Annotated in this window: 16 protein-coding genes and 1 pseudogene; 8 read left to right on the top strand and 9 right to left on the bottom strand. The window is 66.9% G+C overall.

Annotation, left to right across the window (positions count from 1 at the left end):
• Positions 1-132 precede the first annotated feature (132 nt).
• Both OG405_RS01960 and OG405_RS01955 read right to left on the bottom strand, forming a co-directional pair.
• Positions 133-2,001, bottom strand: a complete 1,869-nt coding sequence (locus tag OG405_RS01960; RefSeq protein ID WP_327149930.1) for a serine/threonine protein kinase — start codon at positions 1,999-2,001, stop codon at positions 133-135.
• A 214-nt stretch (positions 2,002-2,215) separates the two neighbouring features.
• Positions 2,216-3,601, bottom strand: a complete 1,386-nt coding sequence (locus OG405_RS01955; protein ID WP_327149929.1) for a protein kinase domain-containing protein — start codon at positions 3,599-3,601, stop codon at positions 2,216-2,218.
• Between the two features lie 109 nt (positions 3,602-3,710).
• Here OG405_RS01955 and OG405_RS01950 point away from each other — a divergent pair, with 109 nt between their 5' ends.
• On the top strand, positions 3,711-4,481 hold the full coding sequence (locus OG405_RS01950; protein WP_327149928.1) for a deoxyribonuclease IV: 771 nt from the start codon (positions 3,711-3,713) through the stop codon (positions 4,479-4,481).
• Positions 4,482-4,690: 209 nt separating this feature from the next.
• Complete coding sequence (locus tag OG405_RS01945) at positions 4,691-5,626, top strand: TauD/TfdA dioxygenase family protein (protein WP_327149927.1); 936 nt, start codon at positions 4,691-4,693, stop codon at positions 5,624-5,626.
• A 427-nt stretch (positions 5,627-6,053) separates the two neighbouring features.
• On the opposite strand, the gene OG405_RS01940 is transcribed toward OG405_RS01945, so the two are convergent.
• The 5 genes from OG405_RS01940 to OG405_RS01920 form a co-directional block, all read right to left on the bottom strand.
• A complete protein-coding gene (locus OG405_RS01940) occupies positions 6,054-7,178 on the bottom strand; it encodes an MCE family protein (RefSeq protein ID WP_327152603.1) in 1,125 nt (374 codons plus the stop codon).
• A gap of 308 nt (positions 7,179-7,486) precedes the next feature.
• On the bottom strand, positions 7,487-7,972 hold the full coding sequence (locus OG405_RS01935; protein WP_327149926.1) for a glutathione peroxidase: 486 nt from the start codon (positions 7,970-7,972) through the stop codon (positions 7,487-7,489).
• The gene (locus tag OG405_RS01930; RefSeq protein WP_442790642.1) at positions 7,969-9,192 is read right to left on the bottom strand and encodes a cytochrome P450; all 1,224 of its coding nucleotides are present in this window, start codon (positions 9,190-9,192) and stop codon (positions 7,969-7,971) included. The genes OG405_RS01935 and OG405_RS01930 overlap by 4 nt, the downstream gene beginning before the upstream one ends.
• The gene (locus OG405_RS01925) at positions 9,192-9,992 is read right to left on the bottom strand and encodes an SDR family oxidoreductase (protein WP_327149925.1); all 801 of its coding nucleotides are present in this window, start codon (positions 9,990-9,992) and stop codon (positions 9,192-9,194) included. Before OG405_RS01925 ends, OG405_RS01930 begins: the two co-directional genes overlap by 1 nt.
• Positions 9,993-11,198: a cytochrome P450 gene (locus OG405_RS01920; protein ID WP_327149924.1), complete on the bottom strand. Its 1,206-nt coding sequence runs from the start codon at positions 11,196-11,198 to the stop codon at positions 9,993-9,995.
• A gap of 311 nt (positions 11,199-11,509) precedes the next feature.
• On the opposite strand from OG405_RS01920, the gene OG405_RS01915 reads away from it, so the two are divergent.
• The 6 genes and pseudogenes from OG405_RS01915 (at position 11,510) to OG405_RS01890 (ending at position 17,518) form a co-directional block, all read left to right on the top strand.
• Positions 11,510-12,979 carry an aldehyde dehydrogenase gene (locus tag OG405_RS01915; protein ID WP_327149923.1) on the top strand — a complete coding sequence of 490 codons (1,470 nt, stop codon included), beginning with the start codon at positions 11,510-11,512 and terminating at the stop codon, positions 12,977-12,979.
• A 134-nt stretch (positions 12,980-13,113) separates the two neighbouring features.
• On the top strand, positions 13,114-13,863 hold the full coding sequence (locus OG405_RS01910; protein WP_327149922.1) for an SDR family oxidoreductase: 750 nt from the start codon (positions 13,114-13,116) through the stop codon (positions 13,861-13,863).
• Positions 13,863-14,747, top strand: a pseudogene (locus OG405_RS01905) (NAD(P)-dependent oxidoreductase); the annotation flags it as partial. The gene OG405_RS01910 and the pseudogene OG405_RS01905, both read left to right, overlap by 1 nt.
• Positions 14,748-14,947: 200 nt before the next feature.
• A complete protein-coding gene (locus tag OG405_RS01900) occupies positions 14,948-16,414 on the top strand; it encodes an FAD-dependent oxidoreductase (RefSeq protein ID WP_327149921.1) in 1,467 nt (488 codons plus the stop codon).
• 18 nt (positions 16,415-16,432) lie between these two features.
• Complete coding sequence (locus tag OG405_RS01895; protein ID WP_327149920.1) at positions 16,433-17,011, top strand: TetR/AcrR family transcriptional regulator; 579 nt, start codon at positions 16,433-16,435, stop codon at positions 17,009-17,011.
• Positions 17,012-17,038: 27 nt separating this feature from the next.
• Positions 17,039-17,518: a nitroreductase family deazaflavin-dependent oxidoreductase gene (locus tag OG405_RS01890; RefSeq protein WP_327149919.1), complete on the top strand. Its 480-nt coding sequence runs from the start codon at positions 17,039-17,041 to the stop codon at positions 17,516-17,518.
• A 93-nt stretch (positions 17,519-17,611) separates the two neighbouring features.
• Here the strand turns inward: OG405_RS01890 and OG405_RS01885 are convergent, their stop codons facing one another.
• Positions 17,612-18,226, bottom strand: a complete 615-nt coding sequence (locus OG405_RS01885; protein WP_327149918.1) for an MBL fold metallo-hydrolase — start codon at positions 18,224-18,226, stop codon at positions 17,612-17,614.
• On the bottom strand, positions 18,223-19,308 hold the full coding sequence (locus tag OG405_RS01880; RefSeq protein ID WP_327149917.1) for an S-(hydroxymethyl)mycothiol dehydrogenase: 1,086 nt from the start codon (positions 19,306-19,308) through the stop codon (positions 18,223-18,225). Before OG405_RS01880 ends, OG405_RS01885 begins: the two co-directional genes overlap by 4 nt.
• Positions 19,309-19,663 lie beyond the last annotated feature (355 nt).

Genomic DNA, 19,663 nt, shown 5'->3' with positions numbered 1-19,663 from the left:
TCCGGGATGGCCCTGACTACCTGTACACCTCGCAGTGCCCGCCGATACGCGGGTGGGATGACAGGTCGCGACGGGATACGCGAGCGAAACGGCGGGCACCGCGTACCCGGTGCCCGCCGTTACCCATGCGCCTCAGTTCAGCGGCGCCGACTTCCACCAGGTCAGCATCTCGTCGATGGTGCCGACGATACCGTCGGTGTACATCAGATACTGGGCCCGTTCCGGCTGGTCGGTGAACACCGTGACCATCTTCGGGCCGTCACTGTCCCACTTGTAGTTGGTGTAGGTCTGGCCACCATTGGTGTCGCTGGATTTCTCCGAAGTCCCGGGCAGCCCCTTCACCACCGATTCCACCTCGGCCGCGGAGGCGTAGGCGTAGATCCGATAGAACGGGTCGTCGTTGTTGTTACCGCCGTAGCAGCGCCACTGCCAGGCCCATTTGCCGAGATCGGGTTCGCCGTCGTCGGGGCTGGGCGTATAGCTGTTGTCGGTTTCCCAGCATTTCGCACTGTTGTAGCCGACTTCTTCCGAGGTCGACTTCGGCACCAGCTGCGGGAACTCCTTACTGATGGAATCCGCGGTCGCGGGGACCGGCGCCGCGGTGGTCTGAGTGCTGGTCCCGGCGGCCGTGGGGTCGGTTCCACCGCCTCCGCCACTGGTGGCCAGTGCCACCACACCGATGACGACGCCGATCAGGACCACGAGCCCGATACAGATGGCGGCGATCAGCCCGGTATTCGAGGTAGACCGCCGCGGGCCCTGCGGGATCTGCGACATCGGCTGCGGGTAGCTGGTGGGCTGGGTGTATCCGCCCGGGGTCCCGCCGCCGAACGACTGGCCGACCGGATCGGTGTACCCGAGGGTGCCGCCGTAGGGCTGCTGATGCGGATCGCCGGGACCCTGCTGGAATCCGCTCGCGTACTGCTGCTGGCCCGGCGCCGCGTAGGGCTGGCCCTGGACTCCACTGCCGTACGGCTGCCCGTGGGTAGCGCTGCCGTACGGCTGCGAACCCTGGACGCCCGCATAGGGCTGTGCTCGAATGCCGCTGGCGTAGGGCTGAGGTGCGACAGTGCTGGGATATTGGTTCGCCCCGCTGTTGTAGGGGCCGGGCTGGTGGAGCGGATTGATCGCGGTCGGCGGGACTGCCTGCGGAATCCCCGGCGAACTGGGCGAGGCCAGCGCGTGTTTGGCGGCTTCGGCGAACTCGCTGCACGAGGCGAATCGGTCGTCGGGATGTTTCGCCATCGCCTTGGCCAGCACCACGTCCAGCGAGGGCGGCAGTTCCGGCCGGGCCGCGTGCAGTGACGGCGGCGGCGACTGCAGATGCCCCTGGATGACCCCCGCCGGGTTGGTGGAGGTGAACGGGCCGCTGCCGGTGAGCAACCAGTACAGCGAGCAGGCCAGCGAGTACTGGTCCGAACGGTGGTCGAGGTCGGCGCCGGTGAGCTGTTCCGGCGACGCGTAGGCCAGTGTGGCGGTGAACGTCCCGGTCTGGGTGAGATGTCCGGTGTCGTCACGCAGGCGGGCGATACCGAAATCGGTCAGGTAGACCCGCTCACCGCGGCCACCGGTGGAGCGGGCCAGCAGGATGTTGGCCGGTTTCACATCCCGGTGCATCACTCCCATACCGTGCGCGTAGTCGAGTGCGGACGCGGTTTCGGCGATGATCTGGACGGCACGTTCGGGCGGCAGCTTCTGCGGATCCACCGACGCGGCATCGATACCGTCGATGTACTGCATCGAGATCCACAGCTGTTCGTCCTCGAGACCACGGTCGTAGACCGTGACGATATTGGGGTGGTCCAGCCGGGCGACCAGATCGGCCTCCCGTTCGAATCTGGCGCGCACCTCCTTGTCGAAGAACATCTCCCGATTCAGCAGCTTGAGCGCTGTCATCCGCGGCAGCCGCGGATGTTTCGCGAGGTATACCGAGCCCATCCCACCCCGGCCGAGCTGCCGGTCGATGACATAGCCGGCGAAAACATCGCCGTTGGCCAGCATGGTTGCTCCAATTCCCGCCTGCGGGACCGGGACCCACCGGTACGCAGGCGTAGACGAAAAGCGTGTCCGGACCGCAGTGGTCCGGGCACGCGAAATCATCGAAACCATAGCAGCAGACGAGTTGGCCCCGAGGGCTCTCACCGGTACGCATACGCAGCCGCGACACGGCCGCAACGGGCACGACGCGGTGCGGCCGTCCCGCCCGAGTCCGGCGTCAGGGCGGACCCCCGGGGTCTGCGGGGGGCCGGTGGGGTTGCGCCGGCGGCGGGGTCACCCCGGGCCGGTTCCGGAAACCGGGAAGCTCGATCATCGCCGGTTCGGCCGGGCTCGAACGGTGCGGTCGATCGGGGCGGGTGACCCGCTCGTCGGCCGGAGTCGCGGTCTCGGGCGCACGCCGGGCCCCGGGGCCGGGCTGCTGGAACTCTGCCGAACCGTGGTGCGGTCCGGCACCCGGCGGTCGGTGGTCGCCGGGTGCCTGCGGCGGACCGCCCGGACCGGGTTGCCGGTATTCGGCGGACCGATAGGGCGGACCCGAGGTGGACTGCGGATATTCGGCAGGCGGGTATTCGGCGGATCGATGCCGAGGCGCCGCGGGGCCGGGGCGGCGGTATTCGGTGGACGGGTAGGGCGGCACGCCCCGGACCGGCGGCTGCCGGAACTCCCCCGATCCGTAACCCGGCGGAGGTCCGGGGCGCCGGCCGGTCGGTACCGGATGCCGTTGATCGGGCCGCAATCGAACCCCCGGCGGCCGTCCGCCGCGCGGCCCGCGGGGGCGCAGCGCCTGCGCGGCGGCGGCAGCGAATTCGGCGCAGCTGAGGAACCGGTCGGTGGGGCTCTTCGCCAGCGCCCGCGCCAGTACCTCGTCGAGCCCGGGCGGCAGCCCCGCCCGGATCCGGCTGACCCGGGGCACCGGAGCGGTCAGGTGGGCCTGGATGAGTTCGGCCGGATTGTTTCCCCGATATGGTCCGGACCCGGTGAGCAACCAGAACAATGTGCAGGCCAGCGAGTACTGATCGCCGCGTTGATCGAGTTTCGCGCCGGTGAGCTGTTCGGGTGCGGCGTAGGCGAGGGTCGCGGTGATGGTATCGGCCCCGGCGATGGTCGTTTCGGCATCACGCACCCCGGCGATACCGAAATCGGTGAGCAATACCCGTTCCGGCTGCCCGATGGGTGGTTTCGCGAGCAGGATGTTGCCCGGTTTCACATCCCGGTGCAGGACCCCGTTGGCGTGGGCGAAATCGAGGGCGATCCCGGTATCGGCGACGATCTGCACCGCCCGCCGCGGGTCGAGGACGTGCAGATCCACCAGCGAGGCGTCCGAGCCCGGTACGTACTGCATCGAGATCCAGAGCTGTTTTCCCTCGGCACCGCGGTCGTAGACGGTGACGATGTTCGGGTGCTCGAGCCGGCCCGCGAGTTCGGATTCGCGTTCGAAACGCAGCCGGATCTCTCGGTCGGAGTACAGCTGCGGGTTGAGCAGTTTCAGCGCGACCAGCCGCGGGAGCCGCGGATGCCGGGCGAGGAACACCATGCCCATTCCGCCGACGCCCAGTCGCCGCCGGATGGCATAGCCCGCGAAGTCGTCACCGGGCTCGAGCATGGCCGATTCCCCCTCATCGGGTCGTACGCGTTTCTACCGGTGTATCTTCCCGCACCACCCGGGCGCAACACGAGGCCCGGCTGTCGGTTCGGGCCGATAGTCTGACGGTATGCGCATTGGAGCACACGTCCGCACGGACAGCGACCCGATCGGGTACGGCGAGCGACTCGGCGCCGATGTCGTCCAATTGTTCGTGGTGGATCCGCAGAGCTGGGACAAGCCGCAACCGCATCCGGCGACCGAGCAGATCCGGGCCAGCCCGATCGACGTAGTGGTCCATTCCTCCTATCAGATCAATGTCGCCAGCACCAACAACCGATTGCGGATGCCCTCGCGCAATGCGGTGGCCCTGCAGGCACAGGCGGCCGCCGAACTCGGCGCGTTCGGGCTGGTCGTGCACGGCGGCCATGTACGGTCCGACGCCGAGATGGAGGCCGGGTTCGTCAACTGGCGCAAACTCTTCGAACGCCAGCAGGACAAGGGCGGGTTCGCGGTACCGATCCTGATCGAGAACACCGCCGGCGGGAACCATGCCATGGCCCGGTATTTCGACAATATCGCCCGCCTGTGGGACGCCGTGGGCGAATACGGTGCCGGGTTCTGCCTCGATACCTGTCACGCCTGGGCGGGCGGCGAGAATCTGGTAGGTGTGGTCGAGCGGATCCGGGCCATCACGGGCCGGATCGATCTGGTGCATCTCAACTCCTCCCGCGACGAGTTCGATTCGGGCGCCGACCGGCACGCCAACTTCGCCGAGGGCACCATCGATCCGGGCCTGCTCACCGAGGTGTGCCGTACCGCGGACGCACCGGTGGTGCTGGAGACCCCGGCCGAGGGTCTGGCCGACGATCTGGCCTATCTGCGCGAACATCTCGCGTAAGGCGTACCTCCGCCTTCGCTCCGGCCGTGCGCGTCCACAAGCAACCCCGAAAACAGCAACAACACACCCCCAACCCAGGCGTACCTCCCCCTTCGCTCCGGCCGGGTGCCGCACCGTTGTGATCAGCGCGACCGCAACCCTGTTCGGTGCCGGGGGCCGGTGGTGTGCTCGGAGAGCGAACGATTCCGCTCTCGAACCGTGAGGTGCTCATGACATCCGACAACACCACCCCCACCACCCTCCCCGTTGCGGTCAAACTCGGGTCCAGGATCGGAGCGCGGATCGACGGGGTGCGCTTGGGCGGTGACCTCGGCCCGGCGGCCGTGGAGACCATCCGCAAGGCACTGGTGGAACACAAGGTCATCTTCTTCCGCGGTCAGGACCAGCTCACCGAGGACGGTCAGTACGAGTTCGCCGAACTGCTCGGCAGCCCGACCACCCCGCATCCGACGGTCACCTCACACGGCGAGAAAACCCTGGCCATCGACTCGGAGTACGGCAGCGCCAACAGCTGGCACACCGATGTGACCTTCGTGGATCGGGTTCCGAAGGCGTCGATCCTGCGGGCGGTCACACTGCCGCCCTACGGTGGCACCACTACCTGGGCCTCTACCGTGGCGGCCTACGATTCACTGCCCGAGCCGCTGCGGCTGCTGGCCGAGAATTTGCGGGCCGTGCACACCAATGTCTACGACTATGTGGGCCGCCACGGCGAGAACCCCGACGAGAAGACCCGTGAGCACCGCGCCGAGTTCGAGTCCTCGTTGTACGAGACCGAACATCCGGTGGTGCGGGTGCACCCGGAGAGCGGGGAGCGCGCGCTGCTGCTCGGCCATTTCGTGCGGAACTTCGTCGGTTTCTCGACCACCGAATCGCAGACGCTGTTCCGGCTCTTCCAGGATCGGGTGACCCGGCTGGAGAACACGGTGCGCTGGGATTGGCAGCTCGGCGATGTCGCGATCTGGGACAACCGCGCGACTCAGCACTACGCGGTCAACGATTACGACGGTCTGCCCCGCCGGTTGACCCGGATCACCCTCGCCGGTGATATCCCGGTGGGTGTCGACGGCCGACCCAGCACCGTTCTCACCGGTGACGCCGAGCACTATTCGGTGGTCGAGGCGCCGCGGCGGCTGGCTTCCTGAGCCGGTTCGCCCCCTCGATCGGGCAGGCAGGAGCGCGGCCGGTCAAACCCCGTTGCGACCGTTCGAGGGGGCATCCGCCAGACTGGGGGCCATGAGCAACTGGCCACCGACAGGTTCGCCCCATGCGGCACCGGGCACTACCGGGGCCTTCCCGGGTGGTTCCGGGGGTTCCCGGAACCACACCTCGGGCCGGGTTCGGACCGCCGCGCTCGACGGCGCTCCGGGAGCCGCCCGGTGAAACGACGTCGCACCGCCCGCGGCCCACGGAGCCGCAATCGTCACGAACTGCGTGCGCCCGCGCACCGGCGCCCGACCGTCCACCCGAACCCCGCCGGGCTCTCGGACAAACCGTGCGGCGGCGTGATGTGTGTCCGCCCCGGGCCCGGTCAGCCCGAGAACGGATCTTGAGACCGCGCCGGGGCGGGGCTCAGCGCATACCGGGCATACCGGCGAAGAGGACCTCGAACACCGTCGGATGGTTCTGATAGATCCGGGTGGACGGGATGAAGGGATTCACCTCCGAGGTATCGGTGACCACGTAGTCGGCATGGCTGCCCGGCGCCCGGTCCAGCACCCCCGCGCAGCGCGGTCCGCCGGTGGCGTTCACCTTCGGCAGATCGTTCGGATACTGGTAGGCCTCGGCGCCGTACATGAAGCTCGCGTTGAACGAGGCACCCGGATTGCGGCCGCCGAACAGATCGTCGGCCAACGGCATGGCCTTGGCGAGCCCGCGGATGACGCAGTACAGGGCGGGTTTGTACGCATTGAGCAGGTCGGTCGTGGGTCGTAGCAGGTCCAGGGCGGTGACCAGGCTCTGCTCGTTCTCGTTCAGCACCGCGCCCGTGGTATCGGCCAGGCCGATCGTATCGAGCAACAGTGCGTCGAAGCTCTGTTCGTTATCCGTAAGGGTGTGACTCAGGGCCGTGACGTTGTCGACGGTGCGCAGCAGGTCGGGCGCCGTATCGGCGTAGAGGTTCGTCACCGCGGCGGTGGACCGGAAATCGTGTTGCAGCGCGGGCAGGCTCGGATTGAGCTCGCGCAGCAGGCGGTCCGCGTTCACCAGCAGGTCTCCGAGTAGCTGACCGCGGCCCTGGAGTGCGGTACCCAGGGCGGTGAGCGTCGCGTTGAGTTTCTCCGGTTGGACCATGTTCAGCACTTCGGTGAGTCGCTCGAACAGGGTGTTGAATTCGACGGTCACCGAATCACCGCGCAGTACCTGTCCCGGTTGTAGCCGGCCCGCGGGCTGCGCGGGCTCCACGAAATTCACGTACTTGGCGCCGAATACCGTGGTGGAGCGAATATCGACCTGCGCATTGCCCGGTACGAGCCGCATGAGGTCGGGATTCATATCCAGTTCGAGGCGTACTTCTCCGTTCTCCGGTTCGATCTTGCCGACCCGGCCGACCTCCGCACCGCGGAATTTCACCTTGGCGGCGGAGTCCATCACCAGCCCGCTGCGCGGCACCACGATGGTCACCGGTTCCTTGGGGGTGAATCCGCCGAAGAACATGACCAGCGAGAAGACCACGGCCAGGGCGATGATCAGCACCATCCCCAACGCCGCCAGCTTGTACTGCACAGCGGCCCAGACCTTGCGCAGCGTCGTTTCGCGATCGGACCGGTTGTGTATCGGTACCACCACTCACCTGCCTCGAACCGTTCGGCACCCCGGCGCGCCGAACTGAGCCGGATTTATGTCCAGACAGTTGTCCATGTTATGGCTGATTCAAGCCGGACGGGCGGTTTTCACCGATCACGTCCGGATTCCGCCGTATCACGCCGTTTTCGCAGGTAGAAAGTGAAAAAGGCCCGCTCACCACTGGGTGGGCGGGCCTCGATCATAAGCCGTTACGGCATGGGTTACAGCGCTTTCTCGATCGCCGCGATCAGCGTGTCCGCATCCGGTGTGGTAGTGGGCCGGAATCGCCCGGCCACGACACCGTCCCGGCCGATCAGGAACTTCTCGAAATTCCACTGCACATCCCCGGCCGCGCCCTCGGCGTCGGGAGTGTCGATGACCTCGCGGTACAGCGGATGCCGGCCGTCGCCGTTCACCTCGACCTTCTCCAGCAGGGGAAAGTCCACCCCGTAGGTGGTCGAGCAGAACTGCTGGATCTCGTCGGCGCTACCCGGTTCCTGGCCCATGAACTGGTTGCACGGGACACCGACCACGCTGAAACCACGGTCACCGTAGTTCTTCTGCAGTTCGACCAAGCCGGTGTACTGCGGTGTCAACCCGCATTTCGACGCGACATTGACCAGCAGTACCACCCGGTCGCCGACCAGCTCACCGAGCGTGGAAGCCGAACCGGACAGTGTGTTCACCGGAATATCTCGAACGTTCATTCGTAGCGCACCTGCCAACTCTTGATTCCGTTGATCCACCCCGAACGCAACCGTACCGGATCGGAAACGGATTTCAGGCCGGGCATGGCGTCGGCGATCGCGTTGAACATGAGGTCGATTTCCAGCCGGGCCAGGTTCGCACCCACACAGTAATGAGTGCCGGTGCCACCGAAGCCGACATGCGGATTCGGATCGCGCAGGATATCGAAGGTGAACGGTTCGTCGAAACCGGCTTCGTCGAAATTGGCCGAGCTGTAGAACAATCCGAGGCGCTGCCCCTTCTCGATCTCCCGGCCGCCCAGAATGTGATCCGCGGTGGCCGTGCGCTGGAAGGCCGTGACCGGAGTGGCCCAGCGCACGACCTCATCGGGTGTGGTACGCGGCCGCTGCTCCCGGTACAGCTCCCACTGTTCGGGGTGATCCACGAACGCCTTCATACCGTGGGTGATGGCGTTACGGGTGGTCTCGTTACCGGCGACCGCGAGCAGAATCACGAAGAAGCCGAACTCGTCGGAGGCCAGTCCGTCCCCGTCGACATCGGCGTTGACCAGCTGGGTGACGATATCGTCGGCCGGACAACCCCGCCGCTGCTCGGCCATGTTCCAGGCATAACCGAGGATCTCCGCCGAGGCCACGGTCGGGTCACCGTATTCGGGATCGTCGTAGTTGAGCATCTGGTTGGACCAGTCGAACACCTTGCGCCGGTCCTCCTGCGGGACCCCGAGCAGTTCGGCGATCGCCTGCAAGGGCAGTTCGCAGGCCACCTGGGTCACGAAATCACCGCCGCCGCTCTTCTTCGCCTCGTGCACGATCCGATGCGCGCGCTCGGTGAGCGCGTCACGCAGGCCCTCCACCGCGCGCGGGGTGAAACCCTTGGCGACGATGCGCCGCACCTTGGAATGCTTGGGTGGATCCATGTTCACCAGCAGCGCTTCGGTGAGCTGCATCTGGTCGGGGGTGATATCGCCGGGCAGCCGGACGATGGCCCCCTTCTGCTGCGACGAGTACAGCTCCGGGTTGCGGGAGAGTTCCTTGACGTCTTCCAGCGTGCTGACCACCCAGTAGCCGCCGTCGTTGAAACCGCCCGAAGTCTCGTCGGATTGGGCGTTCCACCACACCGGCGCGGTCCGCCGCAGCAGCGCGAATTCCTCGACCGGGCTGCGGTCGGCCCACAGCGCGGGGTCGGTGAAATCGAAGCCGGGAGGCAGTGCGGTTGCCATCAGGAGCCCTTTCCTTCTTCCGGGAGCGGCCGCAGCGGCGCTTCCGGTTGGACCTCGACGAGTACGAGATGGGCGCCCCGTGGAGTCCCGACGACCGCGGCGACCGCCCGCGCCAGATCGCCGGCGCGCAACATGTACGGATGGCGCGCCAAACCCCAGGCCTGCCAGGACTCCAGCAGCGGCCCCACCACCTCGGGTGAGGCGTTCATTCCCATACCGGTGACGGTCGGCCCCGGCCGTACCAGAGACGCCCGGATACCGGAGCCCTCCAACTCCATTCGCATCTGCTGCACCATGGCCTCGACCCCGGCCTTGGCGGCGCTGTAGGCGCCGTTCCACGGCCGCGGCAGTGGAGCGCAGTCGGAACTGATCAGCACCAGATCGCCGCGCCGCCGGGACAGCATCCCGGGCAGCACCGCGTGGGCCATACGGTGCGCGCCGATCAGATGGATCTGTACCTGATGCGCGAAATCGGCCGGGTCCATGTCCTGGATCAGCCCGAATTCGATATCGCCGGCCCCGGAGACCAGGATCTCGGTGGGCCCGATGGCCGCTTCCGACGCCGCCACGAATGCGTCCACCGAGGCCTGGTCGGTCACATCGAGACGGTGTGCGAACGCGGTGCCTCCATCGGCGCGGATCTTGCCGGCCAGATCTTCCAGGATCTCCACCCGGCGCGCACCGAGCGCCACCGGATGCCCCTGTGCGGCCAGTTCCACGGCGGTGGCGGCGCCGATACCCGACGAAGCACCGGCCACGATGGTCGGCCGTTTCTCGGGATGGGGGTTGAACCGGGGCATTTACCGCACCTCCACGGAGATCGGGAGCTCGGCGAAGCCCCGGACATTGGACGAGTGCACGCGGACGAATTCGTCCTCGCGGACTCGGTAGGACTTCACGCGTGCGGCGAATTCGCGCAGCGCGACCGTGGTTTCCAGACGGGCCAGATGCGCACCGAGGCAGAAGTGCACCCCGGCGCCGAAACTGGCCAGGTTGCCCTTTTCCGCACGGTCCAGGTCGAAGCTGTCACCGTCGTCGAACACATCGCTGTCCCGGTTGGCCGAACCGATCAGCAGCAGCACCTTCGACCCGGCCGGGATCACCCGGCCGTGGTATTCCAGTTCCTCGGTGGCGGTCCGCGCGACAATCTGGCTGGAGGTGTCGTAGCGCAGGGTCTCCTCGACCCAGTCCGGAACCCGCTCCGGATCGGCGGCGACCTTCGCGTATTCCGCCGGATTGCGGCCCGCCCAGTACAGGGCGTTGCCCAGCAGTTTGGTGGTGGTCTCGTTCCCGGCGACGACCATCAGGAACATGAAGCCGATGATCTCGTCGTCGGTGAGCCGGTCACCGTCGATCTCGGCCTCGAGCAGCGCGGAGGTGAGGTCGTCGACCGGCTTCTTCCGGCGCTGCGCGACCATGTCCGCGTAGTAGACGACCAGGTTCAGCGAGGCCTCGATCGCCGTATCCGGGACATCGGTGACGCCGTCCTCACGGTGCATGACCATATCCGCCATATGGCGGATCTCGTCGCGGTCGGCGACCGGTACGCCCATCAACTCGGAGATGACGTCCATCGGCAGTTTGCCGGCGAATTCCTGGATCCAGTCGAATTCACCGCGCAGCAGAGCCGGTTCCAGGTATTCGAGCGTCAATTCCCGGATGCGGGTCTCCATATCGGCCACCCGCTTGGGCGTGAAGCCCTTGAAGACCAGCTTGCGCATCCGCATATGGCGGGGGTCGTCCATGGCGAGGAACGACATGGTCTTGTGCGCGTGTGGTCCCCACGCCGCGGGGTCCAGCGAGACCCCGTTGGCGTTCGACAGCTGGGCCGCGTTGCGGAACCCCGCGGTGACATCCGCGTGCCGGGACAACGCGTAGAAATCGAGTTTCGCGTTGTAGTAGAGCGGCTCCTCCGCGCGCAGCCGGGCGTAGATCGGGTACGGGTCCTCGTGGAAGACGTAGTCGTACGGATCGAACGCCACCGGCTCCAACGATGCGGCCGTCATCGGACCCACCTCTGTTTCGATAACGAGTTCTCGCCGGGCGCGACCGATCGGCCGCCAGGGAGAGACACATAGCTGGACATGTGTCTGGACGGTACCAGCGGCGCGCCCCCGCGACAATGATCGCACGGGAATTGACTGTTCAGAAGCATGAAGACGACGGAGCTCAGAGAACAGCCGGCATTACCGACGCCGTCCGCCCCACCCATCGGGCACGATCAGCACGGAGCATGCACGATAGAACCAGTTCTTGCACTCGCGAAACAGTCCGGACTATATTCCATACACCTGTCCAGACAGTATTGGGGTCTTCCATGAACAGTCTTCTGCCCGGCGACAGTTCTCGACTGCTGATCGGCGGCAGCCTCATGCCCGGCGGCAACGGCGTGTTCGAGAATGTGAACCCGGCGACCGAAGAGATCATCGGCACGGCTGCCGACGCGGACGCGGCCGATATGAACGCCGCGATCGCCGCCGCCCGCATCGCCTTCGACGAGACCGACTGGTCCCGCGACCATGCCTTCCGGGTGCACTGCCTGGAGCAGTTGCAGGCGCGGCTGAAGGCGCACGCCGAGGAACTACGCGAGATCACCGTCGCCGAAGTAGGCGCGCCGATCATGTTCACCAGCGGGCCGCAGCTCGAGGGGCCCGTCGAGGATCTGAGCTTCGCTACCCGGCTGGCCGCGAACTATGAATGGGAAACCGAACTCGGCGTGGCCGCGCCGATGGGCATCAGCACCCACCGAGCACTGCGGCGCGAAGCGATCGGTGTGGTCGGCGCGATCACCCCGTGGAACTTCCCGCACCAGATCAACTTCGCGAAACTGGGCCCGGCACTGGCCGCCGGCAACACCATCGTCCTGAAGCCTGCCCCCGACACTCCGTGGTGCGCGGCGGCCCTGGCGTCGATCATCACCGAGGAAACCGATATCCCGCCCGGTGTGGTCAATATCGTCACTTCCTCCGACCACAACCTGGGTGCGCAGCTCTCGGCTGATCCGCGGGTCGATCTGATCAGCTTCACCGGGTCCACCAATACCGGTCGCGCCGTGATGGCCTCGGCCGCCGCCAATCTCAAGAAGACCTTCCTCGAACTCGGCGGGAAGTCGGCCTTCATCGTGCTCGACGATGCCGACCTCGCCACCGCGGTCGGCTACGCCGGGTTCTCGCTGTGTGTACACGCCGGTCAGGGCTGCGCCCTGTCGACCCGCCTGCTCGTACCGCGCAACAAGTACGACGAGGCGCTCGAGGCCGCCGCCAAGACGATGAGCAGTATCCGCCCCGGCGATCCCACGAATCCCGGCACCGTCTGCGGTCCGGTCATCTCCGACCGCCAGCGCACCCGGGTGCTCGGCTATATCGACAGCGCCCGCGCCGACGGCGGCCGGATCGTGGCCGGCGGCGGCCGCCCGGCCGAACACGACCGTGGGTTCTACGTCGAACCCACGGTTATCGCCGATCTGGACAACAGCGCCAAGGCCGCCCAGGAGGAGATATTCGGTCCCGTCCTGGTGGTCCTGCCCTACGACGGCGACGACGACGCCATCCGGATCGCCAACGATTCCCCGTACGGCCTGTCCGGCGCGGTCTGGGGTAAGGACCCCGAGCGCATCCGCCGGGTCACCGACCGGGTGCGCACCGGCACGCTCGGCGTCAACGGCGGTATGTGGTACAGCGCCGACGCGCCGTTCGGGGGCTACAAACAGTCCGGTATCGGCCGCGAGATGGGCGTCGCGGGGTTCGAGGAGTACCTGGAGACCAAACTCGTCGCCACCGCGCAGTAGGCCGGCGGAAGCGCATCGGGTGCCTGCACAGCCGGCGCGAACTCCGTACAGCGCAGCGGGGATATGTACCACCCGACAGCGCGAAAACCCTTTCCCGACAAACAATCTTTCCCGAACAGCGAGGAGCTCAACCCATGGCTCGTTTCACCGGCAGGACCGCCATTGTCACCGGCGCCGCCCGCGGTATCGGCGAGGTCTACGCGCAGGCGCTGGCCGCCGAGGGCGCGTCGGTCGTCGTCGCGGATCTGAACGAGGAGGGCGGTACGGCCGTCGCCGAGAAGATCGTGGCCGACGGCGGTACCGCAGCCTTCCATACCGTCGACGTCTCGGACCCCGATTCGGCGAAGGCGCTGGCCGATTTCACAGTCGAGAAGTACGGCAAGATCGATCATCTGGTCAACAACGCCGCCATCTACGGCGGGATGAAGCTCGATCTGCTGCTCACCGTGCCCTGGGATTACTACAAGAAGTTCATGTCGGTGAACCTGGACGGCGCGCTGGTGATGACCCGCGCGGTCTGGGAGAACATGGCCGCGAACGGCGGCGGTTCGATCGTCAACCAGTCCTCCACGGCGGCCTGGGTGTACTCCGGTTTCTACGGTCTGGCCAAGGTCGGTATCAACGGCCTCACCCAGCAGCTCGCCACCGAACTCGGTGGATCGAATATCCGGGTCAACGCGATCGCCCCCGGCCCCACCGATACCGAGGCCACCAAAACCACCACCCCACAGAGCATGGTCGAGGACATGGTGAACCGGTTGCCGCTCAAGCGGATGGGCACGCCCGATGATATGGCCGGTGCCTTGCTCTACCTGCTCTCCGACGACGCCTCCTGGGTCACCGGGCAGATCTTCTGCGTCGACGGCGGTCAGGTGATCCGCTGATGAGCGCCGACTCCGGCGCCGGCACGCGGGTGGGTTTCATCGGCCTGGGGTCGATGGGCGCGCCGATGGCGAAGAAGCTGCTGGACTGGCGCGGTGGGCTCACTGTCTGCGATACCCGCGCCGAAGCGCTCGAACCGTTCACCTCCGCCGGCGCGGAAGCGGCCGGGACAGCGGCCGAAGTGGCCGCGAAATGCGGGATCATCAGCATCGCGGTCGTCAACGATCAGCAGGTCCGCTCCGTACTGACCGGGGAGAACGGCGTACTCAGCACCGCCGCCCCCGGCACCGTGGTGGCCGTGCACTCCACCATCGGTGACGAATCGGCTGTCGAATTCGCCGGGCTCTGCGCCGAACACGGCGTGGATCTGATCGACGCACCGGTCAGCGGCGGCGCGGCGGGCGCGGACAGCGGACGGCTGGCAGTGATGATCGGCGGCAGCGACGAGGCGGTCGACGCGGTGCGCGAGCCCTTCGGTTGTTTCGCCGATATGGTCGTGCACGCGGGCGAAATCGGAGCCGGTACCCGGATGAAGCTCGCGCGTAACCTGTTGCATTTCATCTCCTTCACGGCCGCCACCGAGGCACAGCGGCTGGCCGAGGCCGCCGGGCTCGATATCACCGTGCTGGGCAAGGTGGTCCGCCATTCCGACGCGGTGACCGGCGGGGCGGGTTCGATCATGCTGCGCGATACGACAGCCCCGATCGACGAGGGCGACTTCTGGCTGTCGATCCTCACCCATGTGCGTGAACTCGGTGAGAAGGATCTGGCCCTTGCCCTGGATCTCGGCGGCCGGGTGGGCGCCGAACTTCCCCTGGCCGCACTGGCACTGACGCGATTGGGCGACGGCCTGGGTGTCGGCCGGGGTGCGGTCGCGGCCACCCGGGAAAATGGCACACCCGCCGACCAGGAGGCCGGCACAACCGCTGAGCGGGACAGTGCGGCAGCCGCTGAGCGGGACAGTGTGGCAGCCGCTGAGCGGGAGCCTTCCGCTTCCGGCGGGCCGGAACATGTCACCATCACCGGGCGGCAGGACGTCACCGCCACGGCAGCCGCGGCGCGAAACGATAGTAAGGATGACGAATAATGGCCGACCCCACCCCTCTCCGCCCCCTTCCCGCCGCCGAGGTCGGAACCTGGGACCGGACCGCCGATGTGGTGGTCGCCGGTTACGGGATCGCCGGAGTCTGCGCCGCCATCGAGGCCGCGCGGGCGGGCTCGGAAGTACTGATCCTGGAACGCACCAGTGGCTGGGGCGGCGCGGCGGCGCTGGCCGGGGGGTTCATCTACCTCGGCGGCGGGACCCCCTTGCAGAAGGCGCTCGGTTTCGAGGACAGCCCGGCGAACATGGAGAAGTTCATGCTCACCGCGCTGGGTCCCGGTGCGGACGAGGCCAAGATCGCCGACTACTGCCGGGGCAGTGTCGAGCACTACGAATGGCTGGTCGCCAACGGGGTGCCCTTCAAGGCGGAGTTCTGGGGAGAGCCCGGCTGGGAGCCCCCGCACGACGAGGGTCTGATGTATTCCGGCGGCGAGAACGCCGCACCTTTCAACACCGTCGCTGATCCGGCGCCGCGCGGGCACGTCCCGCAGATGAGCAATAAGCGGACAGGTTCCAAGGGCGGCGGCTACATGCTGATGAAACCGCTCGCCGAAACCGCCGAGAAGCTAGGTGTCACAGCGGAATACGATATTCGGATCCAGCGGCTCGTCGTCGACGGCGACCGCGTGGTCGGTGTGGTCGCCAAGCAGTACGGCAAAGAGTTGACGATCCGTGCCGAACGCGGAGTGGTTCTGGCAACGGGCAGTTTCGCCTACCACGACCGGATGATCGAGGGGTTCGCGCCCCGGCTCATCGGCCGCCCGGGCGCCGCCATCGAGGAACACGACGGTATCGCCATTCGGGTGGCGCAGGCCCTCGGCGCCGATCTGGCCCATATGGACGCCACCGAGGTCGCGTTCTTCGGCGATCCGCAGATGATGGCGCGCGGCATCCTGGTCAACGGACGCGGCCAGCGTTATGTCCCGGAGGACACCTATCCGGGCCGGATCGGTCAGATGACCCTGTTCCACCAGGAGAACCAGGCATATCTGATCATCGGCGAGGCCGCCTACGAGGAATCGCTGACCACCGAGACCTCCACCCCGTTCTTCCGGCAGCCGCCGACCTGGGCCGCGGAGACCATCACCGAACTCGAATCCGATATGGGCCTGCCCGAACTCGCCCTCCAGAGCACCGTCGAGCTGTACAACAAGCACGCGGTGGACGGTAAGGATCCGCTGCTGGGTAAGAAGCCGGAGTGGACCCAACCGCTGGAGGGCCCGTTCGCGGCCTTCGATATGCGCGGGTTCACCGCGGGATTCACCCTGGGTGGTCTGCGCACGGATCTGGATTCACGGGTGCTGCATGTGAGCGGTGAGCCCATCCCCGGACTGTTCGCCGCGGGGCGTTGCACCTCCGGAGTCTGCGCGGGTGGCTACGCCAGCGGGACCTCGCTGGGCGACGGCAGTTTCTACGGTCGCAGGGCCGGGATTGCGGCCGCGAAGAATTGAAACGGTACATTCAGACACATGTCCGAAGGTGAACCCCTCGTCGTCGAAGCGACCCGTCGACGCCTGTCCGCGAAACAGGCCGATACGGTCGACAAACTGACGAAGGCAGCGGTGGAGGTGCTGACACGCGAGGGGTTCGCGGGAATGACCATCCGGATGGTCGCCGCCGCCGCCGGTGTCGGCACAGCCACCGCGTACACCTACTTCTCGTCGAAGGAACATCTGGTCGCCGAGATCTTCTGGCGGCGGTTGGTGGCGGCGGATTCACCGGTCAGCGAGGACCCCGATCCGACCGTCCGGGTGGTGGCCGAACTGCGGGCGATCGCCATGCTGGTCGCCGACGACCAGGAGGTTTCCGGCGCCGTCACCAGTGCCCTGCTCGGCCGCGACCCAGATGTGGCACATCTGCGCGCCCGGATCGGCCTGGAGATCCGGACCCGGATCGAGCGGGCGCTGGGTCCCGATCCGGATCCCGAGGTGGTGGTCTCGCTGGAGCTGGTCTACGCGGGCGCCCTGGTCCGGGCCGGTATGGGCTATGCCTCCTACGCCGATATCGCCGATCTCATCGAGAAATCCGCGCTGTTGATCCTGCGCTGAGCATCGGGAAAGAAGCTTCGAAGAACTATGAACAAGCGTCCCAAGCAACTCGATTCGTCCTTCGTGCCGACTGTTGTCAAGTACATGTCCAAGGTCAACACCTGGGCCTACCGGAAAACCGGGGGACGGCTCGGCGGCACCTGGCGAGTCGGGGCGGGCCTGCGCAAACCGGTGCCCACACTGTTGCTCGACCATATCGGCCGCAAATCCGGCAAGCAGTTCACGGCCCCGCTGCTGTTCCTGCGTGACGACACGAACATCATCGTGGTCGCTTCGCAGGGCGGGCTGCCGAAGAACCCGCAGTGGTACCACAATCTCGTCGCGCAGCCGGATACCACCGTGCAGATCGGTAAGGACCGGATCCCGGTACGGGCCCGCCTCGCCGACGATGCCGAACGCGACCGGCTGTGGCCGAAACTGCTCGAACTGTACGCGGATTTCGACAACTACCAGTCGTGGACCGAACGCCGGATCCCGGTGTTCGTACTGGTCCCCCGCATGCCCTGAGGGTTCCGGTGGTCCGGCCCGGTCCGGGCGGACCACCGTGACGACCTGCCCCTCGGGCACCGGCGTTTCCACGACCGGCACCCCGCGACTGCTTCAGGCTTGTGCGGGCACATTGGCCCGCTCGGCGCCGATGGTGGTGTCGGGTCCGTGCCCGGTGTGCACCACGGTCTGGTCCGGTAGTGCGAACAGCCGCTCGTTGATGGAGGCGAGAATGGTCGGATAGTCGGAATAGGACCGGCCGGTCGCGCCGGGCCCACCCTCGAACAACGTATCGCCGCTGAACACTTCGGCACTCTCGGCGAAGTACAGGCAGCACGATCCCGGTGAATGCCCCGGAGTGTGCAGTATCCGCAGTTCCGCACCACCGACCCGGAACACCTCGCCGTCGGCGATCCGGCGGTACTCGACGCCGGGATGGGTTTGCTGCCAGAGCACATCGTCGTCGGGATGCAGGAAGATCGGCGCACCCGTCGCCGCCGACAGCGTGGGCGCCACAGTGACGTGATCGTTGTGCGCGTGCGTGCACACGACGGCGGTCACCCGGCGTCCGGCCACCGCCTCGAGTATCGGCTGCGCGGCGTGCGCGGCATCGATGATCAGCACTTCGCTGTCGTCGCCGACGAGCCAGATATTGTTCGCCACGTCCCAGCAGCCCCCGTCGAGGCAGAACTGCCCCTCGGTGACGATCCGTTCGACCCGGGCGGTCACAGCACGACCACCGAGCGCAGGACCTGCCCGCCGTGCATGGTGTGGAAGGCCTGTTCCACCGCGTCCAGCCCGATTCGTTCGGTCACGAACTTGTCCAGCGGCAACCGCCCCTGCCGGTACAGGTCGATCAACATCGGGAAATCCCGTTCCGGCAGGCAGTCCCCGTACCAGGATGATTTCAGCGAACCACCACGGCTGAAGAAATCGATGAGCGGCATCTCGAGTGTCATATCGGGAGTCGGCACCCCGACCAGCACTACAGTGCCGGCCAGGTCACGCGCGTAGAAAGCCTGCTTCCAGGTCTCCGGGCGGCCCACCGCGTCGATCACCACATCGGCGCCGAATCCCTCGGTGAGATCCTGGATCGCGGTGACTACGTCGGTGCCGGACGCGTCGACGGTGTGGGTCGCGCCGAGTTCGCGCGCCCAGTCGAGTTTCCGGGCGTCGGTATCCACCGCGATGATGGTGCCCGCGCCGGCCAGCCGGGCGCCGGCGATCGCGGCGTCACCGACTCCTCCGCAGCCGAGTACCGCCACCGAATCCCCGCGGCCGACATTTCCGGTGTTCACCGCCGCGCCCAGGCCCGCCATCACGCCGCAGCCGAGCAGCCCGGCCACCGCCGGGTCGGTCTCCGGGTCGACCTTGGTGCACTGGCCCTCGTGGACCAGGGTCTTGTCGGCGAAAGCGCCGATACCGAGCGCCGGGGTGAGTTCGGTGCCGTCCTCGAGCGTCATCGGCACACTCGCGTTGAAGGTGTCGAAGCAGTACCAGGGGCGGCCGCGCTTACACGCGCGGCACCGACCGCAGACCGCGCGCCAGTTCAAGATCACGAAATCGCCCGGCTCGACATGGGTGACCGCCGAGCCCACTGTCTCCACCACACCCGCGGCCTCGTGACCGAGCAGGAAGGGGAACTCGTCGTTGATTCCGCCCTCGCGATAGGTCAGATCGGTATGGCAAACCCCACACGCCTGGATCGTCACCACCACATCCCGTGGTCCGGGATCGGGGATGACGATCGGGACCAATTCGACCGGGGCGCCGGAACTACGGGCGATCACACCTCGAACCTGCTGGGGCACAGCGTCTCCTCTCGGGCGGTTATGCGGCAATGCGCGATGCCGCATACGTTATCGGTCCGCGGCGGTGCCGGGCAGTGCCTCACGCGCCCGGCTCAGCGTCGGCAAGGGTTGTCGGCAACCGATAATGGGCCCGGACGCACTGTGGCGGCGTACCCGCAGGGCACGCCGCCACAGTGTCGGCAAACACTCAGAGAACTCCCCAGGCCTGCAGCAGATAGGTCACGTTGGCGGCGATGGAGGTGACGACATTCGCCAGATTCAGGGCCGCGGACCCGGCTTCGATCATGTTCTACTCTTCTTTCTCATCCGTTCCGACCGGCGCCCAAAGTACCGGCGAACCCGGAGTCCGGCAAAC

The sequence above is a fragment of the Nocardia sp. NBC_01329 genome, from assembly GCF_035956715.1.
Classification (GTDB): domain Bacteria; phylum Actinomycetota; class Actinomycetes; order Mycobacteriales; family Mycobacteriaceae; genus Nocardia.
This window is presented reverse-complemented; position numbering and strand designations above follow the sequence as displayed.

Coding starts and splice junctions, on each gene's coding strand:
- OG405_RS01890 (WP_327149919.1), top strand. CDS start 17,039: ATGAACAAGCGTCCCAAGCAACTCGATTCGTCCTTCGTGCCGACTGTT.
- OG405_RS01925 (WP_327149925.1), bottom strand. CDS start 9,992: ATGCCCCGGTTCAACCCCCATCCCGAGAAACGGCCGACCATCGTGGCC.
- OG405_RS01950 (WP_327149928.1), top strand. CDS start 3,711: ATGCGCATTGGAGCACACGTCCGCACGGACAGCGACCCGATCGGGTAC.
- OG405_RS01915 (WP_327149923.1), top strand. CDS start 11,510: ATGAACAGTCTTCTGCCCGGCGACAGTTCTCGACTGCTGATCGGCGGC.
- OG405_RS01960 (WP_327149930.1), bottom strand. CDS start 2,001: ATGCTGGCCAACGGCGATGTTTTCGCCGGCTATGTCATCGACCGGCAG.
- OG405_RS01900 (WP_327149921.1), top strand. CDS start 14,948: ATGGCCGACCCCACCCCTCTCCGCCCCCTTCCCGCCGCCGAGGTCGGA.
- OG405_RS01940 (WP_327152603.1), bottom strand. CDS start 7,178: ATGGTGCTGATCATCGCCCTGGCCGTGGTCTTCTCGCTGGTCATGTTC.
- OG405_RS01955 (WP_327149929.1), bottom strand. CDS start 3,601: ATGCTCGAGCCCGGTGACGACTTCGCGGGCTATGCCATCCGGCGGCGA.
- OG405_RS01935 (WP_327149926.1), bottom strand. CDS start 7,972: ATGAACGTTCGAGATATTCCGGTGAACACACTGTCCGGTTCGGCTTCC.
- OG405_RS01895 (WP_327149920.1), top strand. CDS start 16,433: ATGTCCGAAGGTGAACCCCTCGTCGTCGAAGCGACCCGTCGACGCCTG.
- OG405_RS01945 (WP_327149927.1), top strand. CDS start 4,691: ATGACATCCGACAACACCACCCCCACCACCCTCCCCGTTGCGGTCAAA.
- OG405_RS01920 (WP_327149924.1), bottom strand. CDS start 11,198: ATGACGGCCGCATCGTTGGAGCCGGTGGCGTTCGATCCGTACGACTAC.
- OG405_RS01910 (WP_327149922.1), top strand. CDS start 13,114: ATGGCTCGTTTCACCGGCAGGACCGCCATTGTCACCGGCGCCGCCCGC.
- OG405_RS01930 (WP_442790642.1), bottom strand. CDS start 9,192: ATGGCAACCGCACTGCCTCCCGGCTTCGATTTCACCGACCCCGCGCTG.